Origin of the sequence: Streptomyces bohaiensis (assembly GCF_012033785.1) — a bacterium.
Taxonomy (GTDB): domain Bacteria; phylum Actinomycetota; class Actinomycetes; order Streptomycetales; family Streptomycetaceae; genus Streptomyces; species Streptomyces bohaiensis.
Window position 1 is genome coordinate 1 of record NZ_JAAVJC010000179.1, and the last position, 9,872, is coordinate 9,872.

Here is a 9,872-nt window from a genome sequence, read left to right on the forward strand (position 1 = left end):
CCATCGGAACCGTCGGAACCACACCACGAGGGGGCGCGGGTGACCGCGGACGGCACGATCCTGCTCACCGGCGCGACCGGCTTCGTCGGCTCGGCGTCCCCCGAACCGCGGAGCGCACCATGGCCCCTTCGCTCGCCCTGCTGCTGGCCCTCGCCCTGTCGGCCGCCCTCCCGGCGCCCCGTGCCCTGGCCGCGGCCCGCTGGCCCGACCGCGACCCGGTGCTCGCCCTGCGGCTGTGGTGGTGCCTCATCGGGACGGTGATGCTCTGCTGCCTCTGCGCCCTGGCGCTCTGCACGGCGGCGGCGTTCCCCGCCGTGCACGCGCACCTCTTCGCCCCCGCGCCCGAGTCGGTCCTGCTCGCCTACGCCGCCGGCCCGTCCGCGCCCTGGGCCACCGCCCTCGCCGCGCTGCTGGCGGCGGGCGGTCTCTGGACGGCGCTGGTGGTCCTCCGGGAACTCCTGCGCGACCGCAGCGCGCGCCGCACCCACCGGCGTGCGTTGCGGGAGCGCGCGCCGCAGCTGCCGGACGGTCTCGCCGGCCCGGCCGCGACGGGCGAGACCCGGGGCGCGCTGCTCGTGCTGGAGGACTCCTACCCCGACGCCTGGTGGCTCCCCGGGCGCGACGCCCGACTGGTCGTCACCACCGGCGCGCTCCGGCTGCTCCGCCCCGAGGAGCTGGACGCCGTCCTCGCCCACGAGCGCGGTCACGCCCGCGCCCGCCACCACGCCCTGCTGCGGCTCGCCACCGCGCTGGGCGACGGCTTCCCCGGCGTCCCCGTCTTCGCCGACCTCCGGGCGCAGACCCACCGGCTGGTGGAGCTCTGCGCCGACGACGAGGCGTCGCACCGCTGCGGCCGCCTCACCGCCGCCGTCGCGCTCATCCGGCTCAACGAGCACCGGGGCGTCCTGAGCTGCTCCTCCAGCCGGGGGCTGATGACGCATCGGGTGACCCGGCTGCCGCAGCTGCTGGGCGCCGAGGACCGCCCCGAGGAGTTCGTCGCCCACCACCGGCTGGTGGCTCAGGCGGCGCGCCGCCACCCGGGACTGCGCCTGGTCCGCACCGGGGCGGTGCTGGAGGCGCTGATCCCCTCGGTGCTGGAGCAGAAGGTCACCACGCGCGAGGCGTACCGGTCCTGGCGGCGGCTGGTGAACCGGTTCGGCGAACGGGCCCCGGGCCCCGCCGGGGAGGGGGACGGCCCGATGCGGGTGATGCCCGACCGCGCGACCTGGCTGCGGGTCCCGTCGTGGGAGTGGCACCGCGCCGGGGTGGACGGCAAGCGCTCCGACACCGTGGTGCGCGCCGTGCGGGCCGCTCCGCGACTGGAGCAGGCGGCGGCGATGGAGCTGCCGGCGGCGATCGACCGGCTGTGCCTGGTCCCCGGGATCGGCCCGTGGACGGCGGCCGAGGTGCTGCAGCGCAGCAACGGGGCGGCGGACGCGGTGACCGTCGGGGACCTGCACCTGCCGGGGGTCGTGGGGTACGCGCTGGCCGGTGAGCGGGACGCCGACGACGCCCGGATGCTGGAGCTGCTGGCGCCCTACGCGGGCCAGCGCCACCGGGCGACGCGGTTCGTCATGCTGGCCGGCCGCATCCCGCCGCGCCGCGGGCCGCGCCGGGAGGCCGTGGACATCTCCCGCTGGTGACGGCGGTCGGCGCGGCCTCCGCGCCACTGCGGCGACCCGCCCCTGTCGAAGCGGCCGCCGCGCCCCTGTCGACGGACGGCGCGCGGTGCGGGGCGCGGGGTCGGTCAGCCGTCGGTCAGCCGTCGGTGTCGAGCCCGTCGGCGATGCGGCGCTCGCGCAGTTCCTTGATGGCGCGGCGGCGGGCCAGCCGGTGGGTGCGCCGGATCTGCGCCTCCTGGTAGCGGCGGCGGTCCCGCTCCGTCTCGGGCACGACCTGCGGCACCGGCCGCGGGCGGCCGTGCTCGTCCACGGCGGCGAACACCAGGTAGGCGGTGCCGACCTGGGTCGCGGGGGTGGACTCGTTCCAGCGCTCGGCGAGGACCCGGACGCCGACCTCCATGGAGCTGCGCCCGGTCCAGTTGACCTGGGCCCGGACGTGCACGAGGTCGCCGACCCGGACCGGCTCCAGGAAGACCATCTCGTCCATGGAGGCGGTCACGGCGGGTCCGCCGGAGTGACGGCCCGCGACGGCGCCCGCGGCGTCGTCGACGAGCTTCATGATCACGCCGCCGTGGACGGTGCCGAGCAGGTTGGTGTCGCTCGCGGTCATGATGTGGCTGAGCGTCGTGCGGGAGGCGGCCGTCGGTTTGGTGGCCGGACGGGCCGCCGCAGCTCCCGGGGCTTCCTCGCGGGAAGCGCCCGGGCCGCCGCCGGCGCCCTCGGCGCCGTTGCGGGCGGTGATCGGTTCGGTCATGCCGTCCACTCTAGGTGTGCCGTGCGGGCGGCACCGGCCCTGACCGGCGGTTTCGGCCCCGGCCCGGCGAGAGCCCGGTCACACCGGCCCGGGGCGGCCCGCGGCGCGGGGGCGTGCGGGGTGCGGTGGGCGCGGGGCGCATTGCATCAGCTCTGCCACAGATCCCGACCCCCTCTCCCCCGCCGCTGGGCGGGACGGCAGACTGACGACATGAATGACTGGCCCGAGGGATGGACCGAACAACCGCACCCCCGGCGCGGACGCGGCGGTCCCCCGCAGCCCGAGGGCGCTCGGGTCATGCCCCACGTCTCCCGCCAGGCGCCTCCCGGGCAGGGCGGCTACGGACAGGGGCCCGCCTACGGCGACCACCGCTACGACGGCTACGAGCAGTCGTACGCCCCGCCGCAGCGCGGCGGGGGCGGGTACGGCCCGCCGTCCCGGTACGACCACGACGACCACGACGACCACGACGCGTACCGGCCGCGGCCGAACTGGGGCCGGCGCATCAAGTGGACGGTGATCTCCCTGGTCATGGTGATGCTGGTGACCGGGGTGGGAACCTACCTGTGGGCCGACTCCAAGCTGCGCCGCGAGGTCGACCTCTCGGTGGTGGAGGAGCGGCCCGACAGCGGGAAGGGCACCAACTACCTCATCGTGGGCACCGACAGCCGCGAGGGGCTGACGGCCGAGGAGCGCGAGGACCTGCGCACCGGCCACGCCGAGGGCGCCCGGGCCGACACCATGATGGTCCTGCACACCGGCAGCAACGGGAACGCGCTGGTCAGCCTGCCGCGCGACTCCTGGGTGACCATTCCGGAGTTCACCGGTTCCAGCTCCGGCAACCGGATCCCCGCCTCGCAGAACAAGCTCAACGCGGCCTACGCCATGGAGGGCGCGGAGCTGCTGGTCCGCACGGTCGAGTACAACACCGGCCTGCGCATCGACAACTACGCGGAGATCGGCTTCGGCGGTTTCGCCTCGGTGGTGGACGCCCTCGGCGGCGTCGAGATGTGCTTCGAGGAGGCGGTGCAGGACAAGAACTCCGGCGCGGACTTCGCGGCGGGCTGCCAGGACCTCGACGGCGGGCAGTCGCTGGCGTTCGTGCGGCAGCGGTACCAGGAGGCCATGGGCGACCTCGGCCGCACCCAGAACCAGCAGAAGTTCCTGGGCGCCCTCGGCAACCAGGTCGCCTCGCCCGCCACGCTGCTGAACCCGTTCCGGCTGTACCCGACGATGGGTGCCAGCCTGGACTCGCTGATCGTCGACGAGGAGATGAGCGTCTTCGAACTCGGCCGGATGTTCCTGGCGCTGCGCGGCGTCCAGGGCGAGGGCGGCACCCAGATGAACGTGCCCGTCGCCGACCCCGGCTACGCGACCGACAAGGGCTCGGCGGTGCTCTGGGACAAAGAGGCCGCCGCCCAGCTGTTCGAGCAGCTCAAGAACGACGAGACGGTCACGGCCACCGACGGCTGACCAGCCGGGCACGACGGCGGGGCGGTCACCCGCGGGCGGCGACGGCCCGCCCCGCCGTCGTGCCGGTCACCCGCGGGCGGCGCCGACGCCGGCGGGACGCCGCACCGCGGTGAGCCGGCCGTCCGACAGTTCCAGGACCGCGTCGGCCAGCCGCAGGCTGTCGAAGGCGCCCGGTTCCGGTGCGAGCCGCCCCACGACCAGCACCGACCGCCCCTGGTCGCGCAGTCCGCAGACGACCTCCCAGAAGCGGCGGCGGGTCTCGCGGTCCAACTCCTGGCAGGGGTCGTCGAGGACGAGCAGCGCGGGGTCGTGCATCAGCGCCAGGGTGAGGTTGACCTTCTGCCGCGCGGTGGGGTCGAGCGAGGCCGCGTCCTCGTGCCGGAGGTGGCCGGCCCCGAGCTGGTCGAGCAGTTCCAGCGCGCGCCGGGTGTCCCGCAGCCGGTAGGTGGCCTGGAAGTACCGCAGGTGCTCGTCGACGGTCAGCAACTCGTTGAGCACCGCCTGCTGCGGGCAGAAGCCGGCGGCGGTGGCGCGGTCGACCCGGCCGCGGTCCGCCGGGAGCCGGCCGGCCGCGATCCGGGCCAGCGTGGTGCGGCCCGCGCCGCGGCTGCCCGCCGGGTCGGGGGCGGTGCGCTGCGGACCGGTCCTCCCCGGACTGTCCGCGGCGGCGGTGACGCACACCAGCGCACCGGCCGGCACCTCCAGCGTGGCGCCGCGCAGCACCTCCCGCCTGCCGTACGCCTTGTGCACCCCGGTGAGTCGCAGCCCGATCCCGTCGTCCACCCGTCCCCCTCTCCACCGTCGTGGCCCGGTGCCCGTGCGAGCCCGCCCGGGCCGCCTGCCCCGCCGCACGGTTCAACGACCGGAGCGGGGCCAGGACACCGGCTCGGACCATCGCTTTCCGGACGAACACGCCTGACGGGCAACGGGGTTGGAGGGGCCCATGGGTCTGCTGCGGTGGGGTGCGGTCCGGGGCTCAGCGCAGCAGGGAGTAGCCGACCGCGCCGATGACCGCGCCCTGCGCCCCGCCGGCGACGACCTGCGCCAGGGTGTGGTCACGCAGCGCCACCCGGGACCAGCCCGTCAGGAAGGGCAGCAGCGCCGTCGCCAGCAGCGCCTGCCCGAAGGTGACGATCAGCACCGCGGTCGCGCCGGCGGCGACGGCGGTGTGGACCGAGATCTTCCACCACAGGGTGACGGCGACGGTCGTCGCCCCGCCGGCCAGCATCGCGACGACGAGCGCGGCGAGATCGCGCGGCGCCCCCGGGAGCGACCACAGCAGCACCACCGCGACCGCGACGCAGCCCACGCCCACCAGCAGCGGGACGGTGCGCTGCTCACGGTCGGTGATGTGCCAGTCGGCCCACCAGCCGCGGGCCACGCCGAAGAGGACGAACCCGTACGGCAGGACGCAGCACAGCACCACCGTGAGCAGCGCCCATCCCAGCCCGGAGACGGAGCCGGTGGCGTGCAGGCCGACCGCGCACACCACGATCAGCAGCAGCACCCCCGGCGAACACGCCTCGGTGACCCAGCGCGCGAGCCGCGGCTCCCGCCACGGCGCGGCGGTGGCGAGGGGCGCCGGGCGGGCGGGGGGCGGCGGTTCGGCTGACGGAGTGGACACGGCGACGCCTCTCCCCTCGCTTCGGCGCGAGGGCGACGGGGACGGGGTTCACGGCGCGCGACGGCCGTGGCGCCCCGGGGGGGCGACCGCTTCGGCCGCGTGGCGGGCGCCTCGGCCGGACACCGGGACGACCGTACCCGCGGCCCGGGGGCGCGCCTCCGTCACCCGCACGCCCGCGCCGCGCACTCCCCCACTCGGCGCAACGGGGCCGGTGACAGCCGGGGGAAGCGCGCCCCTTTCGCGCGCCCCTGCTCCCCCGCACCTGCCGCGCGGCGCCCGGGGCCGCGTCCGTGCCCCGTACCGCCCCCCGCGTGCCGCACGGCGCGAGCACAGCGCACCCCCGCGCCGCGCCTTCCCCCCAGCGAGCCCCGCCGACCTGCGGTTCCGCGGGTCCACCTCGGGTATCCCCGGGAGGACGCGCCACGGCAGGGGGACCGTGGCGCCGTCCGCCGCCCCGGGCGCGCCACCTCCCCCGACCGAGATCGGACTCACGCAGCGGGAGGTCCCGAGATGACCGCAGCCTCGTACCTGACCGGCCCGGCGCTCGACGCCGGCTTCCTCGACCGCCTGCCGGAGCTCGTCTCGGCGCTCTCGCCCCGGTTCGCCGGGCTGCCCGAGGCCGGCCGCACCTGGGTGGTGCACGGCAGCGCCCCGCTGGGACGGGCCCGGCCCGGCAGCGACATCGACGTGCTGCTGCTGCTCCCCGGACCGGCGGGCACCCCCACGCCCCACCGCCGGACGCTGCGCTGGGGCACCACTGGGGTCACCGTCCACGTGCTCACCTCCGGGGACCTGTCCGACGACGGTGCCGCACGCCGCTTCGGCGGCTACTTCTCGCTGCGGCTGTTCACACCGTTCGTCGCGGACGGGGCGATACCCGCGCCGGCCCTGGCGACGGCGACCGCCAGGTTCCTCGGACCGCTGGCGCGCGCCGTCACGGTCCGGGGGGTGCCCGGCCCCTGGAACAGCGACCAGATGCTCGCCCACGGCTATCTGGCCCTCCTCGACCTGTACCCCGACTACGCCGGCCACCTGGCGGCGTCGACGGCCGACCGGGACCGGTGGCGCGCGCTCTGGGCGCACCAGCGGGACGTCTACGTGGCGGCGCTGCTGCGCACCGGCCACGTCGCGCCGGTGGAGGGCGGCCGATGGCGCTACACCGGCCTCTCGCCGGTGACCGACCCGCTGCGCGAACGGGCCCGCTGCGCGGCCCGGTTCTGGGCACTGGGCGCGGCCTGCCACGGCGCCGGCGCCGGGTTCCCCGACGCGTACTTCCGCTCCGTGGACGAGCGGGCAACCCGGCGGGAGCAGGCGGCGGCGGTCTTCCTCGTCCACGACATCGCGGCGAGCGGCCGCTGCCCGTGACCCGCCCGCCCCGCGGCGGCCGGTGGGGCGCATGGTCGGCGCCTCGGTCCCCGCCCGGGCCCTGCACCGGCTGCCGGGCGCGGGCGGCGGGCCGACGTGGTGTGCGCCGGGGTGGGCTTCGGCTGCCCCGGCACCGGTCGCGGCGCAGCGCCGTCACCCCGCGCGCCGCCGCGCGCCACCGCTGCGGAGGGTCGGTCCGGATGCGGGATGCCGGCACCGGGACGGGCCCGGGCCCGGGCCCGGGCCGGGGCGACCATCGGTCGCGATCGGCGCCGACGGGAGCGCCGGCACGGGCCCCTCAGGAGTGCGCCCGGCGCGTGCTGCATCCGATGGTGGACGGCACACGCCCTCCGATGGGTTGATATGCGGCATTTGAGACGCAGGGGTTCGCAAGCCGGTTCTACGCTGAACGCAGCCGAGCTACCACCGGACGATGCGACGGGGGAGACATGGCAGCGCACAGCGACGAGACCGCCCGGGAGGGCGGCGCCCGGGACGAGGGGTTGTGGGACGGCGGCGGGCAACACCCCGCCGCGGAACCGGAGAACGGCAGCGCTCCGGGGGACACCGGCGGCATCAACGTCTCCGCCCTCAGCGGCGCCATCAACGTCGGCAGCCAGAGCAACGTCTACATCGGCCACGACGTCTCGGCCGCCGCCGGGAGGACCCCACCGCAGCCCGGGAGCGAGGGCCGCCGCAACCTGGCAGAGCAGCGGCAGCGGTTCTTCTTCGACTTCCTCGACCACGCGCTGCGGCAGGCGGAGTGGACCTTCCGACTGAGCGTCTGGTTCATGTCGGGCGGCGCGGCCGTCCTGCTGGCCGGCGGTGTCCTCGCGCTGGTCCACGCGCGCTCCGCCGACCTCAGCTACCTGCCGGTGGTCACCAGCCTGACCGGCACGCTGATCACGGTCGGTGGCGGCGCTCTCGCGGTGCAGGCGCGCCGGGCCCGCGCCCATGTGACGGAGCAGGCCGACCGGCTGGACGCGAAGATCGACCTGGACCACAAGCTGGACATGGCCATCGCGCTGATCGAACGCGTCAACGACCCCGGTGCCCGCGACCGGTTGCACGCCGCGGCGGCCATCCGGGCACTGGACATGCAGTCCAGCCCGGAAGTGATGGTGGACCGGCTGCTCCCCGGTCAGGCGGACCGCCGCCGGGAACTGGACGACCCGGGCGGCGGTTCGGGCGACGGTTCGGGCGGGCCGCCGATCCCCTGACACCCCGGAACGGTGCGTCCCCGGCACCCCGCCGGTAGGCTGCGCGCAGCGTCGCGTGCCGGTGGCGGACCGCGTCAGGCATGGAGGCGCCGAACCGGAGAGAGGGTCCCATGACCTTGTCCCCGTTCCCCACCCGTGGGTGAGGGAGAACGGACCAGGCTGATCGCCTGGAACATCGAGATGCAGCGCGTCCACGCACGGCTGCGCGAGGCACTGCCGGTCGTTGAGGAGTCCCTCGCCGACGACCCTCCCGGAACGACGGCCGGGGTGCGTGACCTGCTGGTGTACTGCCGCGGCTTCTGCGGTGCCCTCAGCGGGCACCACCGCGGCGAGGACACCACGCTGTTCCCGGAGCTGTCCGCACGGCACCCGCAGTTGCGGGAGCCCCTGGCCAAGCCGGCGCAGGACCACACCATGATCGAGCACCTGCTGGCCCGATGCGAGCAGGCGGCGCGCAGCTCGGCCCCCGGCCGGAGCTGGCTCGTCACCTGGCGGGCGTCTCGGCGGTGATGGAGTCCCACTTCCGCTACGAGGAGCGCAGGTTGCTGGGCGTCCTCGCCGCGTTGGAGTGGGACGCCGACCCGGGGGAGGTGTTCGGCCCGCTGTGAGCGAGGGCGGTCACCGGCCGCCCGGTGCCGGCCACGCGAGGGCGGGGCCGGCGCCGGGCGGACCGATGGTGCGGGTCAGCGACGCCCGTAGGAGCCGGACGGGCCGAAGAGCTCGATCTCGGCGATGGCCACCTGCTTGTCGGGGTCGGCGCCGTAGGCGGAGACGATGGTGAAGCGGATGCTCCGGACATCGTGGGCCCGGAACGGCACCTGCTGAGGCCCGGCGCCCTTGCTCAACTCGATCTCCCGCGAGAACGACGAGTCGTCCATGGCCGTCACCAGCACCTCCATCCTGCGCGGTTGGGCCGAGTTGCCCAGGTCGCCGGCGCGCGTCGACTCGCCGGGGGTGATCACCAGGTCCAGGACGCTGGTCGCCCTGTCGAAGTCGACCTGGAGCCACTCGTCCTTGCCCGCGCCCGACACCCCTGGCCCCCACCAGCTGTCGCTGACCAGGTCGAAAGCGTGCTCCGGCGGGTTCCCGTCGTACGACCGGGAGGCGCCGACCTGGTCGTGGGTGACAGGGATGCGGACGGCGAAGTGGTCCTGGGTGGCGCTGATCGCGGCCGGGAGCTTGAAGAGGCCGGTGACGACGAGCAGGCCGATCGCGCCGAAGGCGATCCAGCGCACCAGCGAGGCACAGGTGCGACGGATCCGGGGGCGTTCCCCCGCCCAGTGCAGCCGCTTGTCGTCCCGGCCGAACAGCCGCCGCCACCACGGGAGCGGAGCGGGGTCGTCGTCCCGGTCGACGGTGTCCAGGCTCATGGCGCAGCGCGCGCAGTAGTACCGGTCGGGCCGGTTGGGCGTGCCGCACCAGCCGCAGGGGTCACCCCCCTCGATGCCGGGCTCCGCGCCCGGCCCCTTGCTCCGCAGCGGCATCGGCGCGGGCTTGCCGGGCAGCGCGGGTCGGACGCCCTCGTGGACCGGGGCGGGGGGTTCCGCCACCGGGATCAGGAGGTTGCGGGCGCGGTCGGCCATCTCCTCGGGCGGACCGCCGTGTTCGGGCGGAGCGGCGGCCGGGCGGGCGGGGTGGGCGGGGTGGGAGTCGCTGTCGGCTCCGGGACGGCGCACCGGGACTGTCGTCGCGGTGGTGGCGGGGTGCGGGTGACGTCGACGTCCCCGATGCGCAGCGCGCCGCCGGAGGACTCCTCCAGCCCGGCGACGGTCCGCAGCAGGGTGGTCTTGCCGCACCCGGAGGGGCCGAGCAGC

The 9,872-nt window shown here is 76.0% G+C and carries 10 protein-coding genes; 5 read left to right on the forward strand and 5 right to left on the reverse strand.

What is annotated here, in order from left to right; translation table 11 throughout:
• The first annotated feature begins 119 nt into the window (after positions 1–119).
• Positions 120–1,643 (forward strand): M48 family metalloprotease, encoded by a 1,524-nt coding sequence (locus HCN52_RS26415; RefSeq protein ID WP_168089383.1) that lies wholly within the window; start codon positions 120–122, stop codon positions 1,641–1,643.
• Between the two features lie 115 nt (positions 1,644–1,758).
• Here the strand turns inward: HCN52_RS26415 and HCN52_RS17450 are convergent, their stop codons facing one another.
• Positions 1,759–2,376 (reverse strand): acyl-CoA thioesterase, encoded by a 618-nt coding sequence (locus HCN52_RS17450; protein ID WP_245175238.1) that lies wholly within the window; start codon positions 2,374–2,376, stop codon positions 1,759–1,761.
• A gap of 210 nt (positions 2,377–2,586) precedes the next feature.
• Here HCN52_RS17450 and HCN52_RS17455 point away from each other — a divergent pair, with 210 nt between their 5' ends.
• Entirely contained in the window at positions 2,587–3,849 is a 1,263-nt protein-coding gene (locus tag HCN52_RS17455) for an LCP family protein (protein WP_168089384.1), read from the forward strand.
• A 66-nt stretch (positions 3,850–3,915) separates the two neighbouring features.
• On the opposite strand, the gene HCN52_RS17460 is transcribed toward HCN52_RS17455, so the two are convergent.
• Both HCN52_RS17460 and HCN52_RS17465 read right to left on the reverse strand, forming a co-directional pair.
• Positions 3,916–4,632 carry an ATP-binding cassette domain-containing protein gene (locus HCN52_RS17460; protein WP_168089385.1) on the reverse strand — a complete coding sequence of 239 codons (717 nt, stop codon included), beginning with the start codon at positions 4,630–4,632 and terminating at the stop codon, positions 3,916–3,918.
• Between the two features lie 193 nt (positions 4,633–4,825).
• Positions 4,826–5,473, reverse strand: coding sequence for a phosphatase PAP2 family protein (locus HCN52_RS17465; protein ID WP_209314666.1), 648 nt, complete (start codon positions 5,471–5,473; stop codon positions 4,826–4,828).
• Positions 5,474–5,983: 510 nt separating this feature from the next.
• On the opposite strand from HCN52_RS17465, the gene HCN52_RS17470 reads away from it, so the two are divergent.
• The 3 genes from HCN52_RS17470 to HCN52_RS17480 all read left to right on the forward strand — a co-directional run bounded on the left by HCN52_RS17470 (position 5,984) and on the right by HCN52_RS17480 (position 8,568).
• Positions 5,984–6,838: a nucleotidyltransferase domain-containing protein gene (locus tag HCN52_RS17470; protein WP_168089386.1), complete on the forward strand. Its 855-nt coding sequence runs from the start codon at positions 5,984–5,986 to the stop codon at positions 6,836–6,838.
• Between the two features lie 449 nt (positions 6,839–7,287).
• Positions 7,288–8,058: a TRADD-N-associated membrane domain-containing protein gene (locus HCN52_RS24835; RefSeq protein WP_209314667.1), complete on the forward strand. Its 771-nt coding sequence runs from the start codon at positions 7,288–7,290 to the stop codon at positions 8,056–8,058.
• A gap of 135 nt (positions 8,059–8,193) precedes the next feature.
• Positions 8,194–8,568, forward strand: a complete 375-nt coding sequence (locus HCN52_RS17480; RefSeq protein ID WP_312876748.1) for a hemerythrin domain-containing protein — start codon at positions 8,194–8,196, stop codon at positions 8,566–8,568.
• A gap of 173 nt (positions 8,569–8,741) precedes the next feature.
• Here the strand turns inward: HCN52_RS17480 and HCN52_RS17485 are convergent, their stop codons facing one another.
• Both HCN52_RS17485 and HCN52_RS26420 read right to left on the reverse strand, forming a co-directional pair.
• Positions 8,742–9,641 (reverse strand): discoidin domain-containing protein, encoded by a 900-nt coding sequence (locus tag HCN52_RS17485; protein ID WP_168089387.1) that lies wholly within the window; start codon positions 9,639–9,641, stop codon positions 8,742–8,744.
• Positions 9,614–9,872, reverse strand: a 259-nt coding sequence (locus HCN52_RS26420) for an ATP-binding cassette domain-containing protein (RefSeq protein ID WP_168089388.1), incomplete at its 5' end; no start/stop codon positions are given. The genes HCN52_RS17485 and HCN52_RS26420, both read right to left, overlap by 28 nt.

Coding starts and splice junctions, on each gene's coding strand:
- HCN52_RS26415 (WP_168089383.1), top strand. CDS start 120: ATGGCCCCTTCGCTCGCCCTGCTGCTGGCCCTCGCCCTGTCGGCCGCC.
- HCN52_RS17450 (WP_245175238.1), bottom strand. CDS start 2,376: ATGACCGAACCGATCACCGCCCGCAACGGCGCCGAGGGCGCCGGCGGC.
- HCN52_RS17455 (WP_168089384.1), top strand. CDS start 2,587: ATGAATGACTGGCCCGAGGGATGGACCGAACAACCGCACCCCCGGCGC.
- HCN52_RS17470 (WP_168089386.1), top strand. CDS start 5,984: ATGACCGCAGCCTCGTACCTGACCGGCCCGGCGCTCGACGCCGGCTTC.
- HCN52_RS24835 (WP_209314667.1), top strand. CDS start 7,288: ATGGCAGCGCACAGCGACGAGACCGCCCGGGAGGGCGGCGCCCGGGAC.
- HCN52_RS17485 (WP_168089387.1), bottom strand. CDS start 9,641: ATGGCCGACCGCGCCCGCAACCTCCTGATCCCGGTGGCGGAACCCCCC.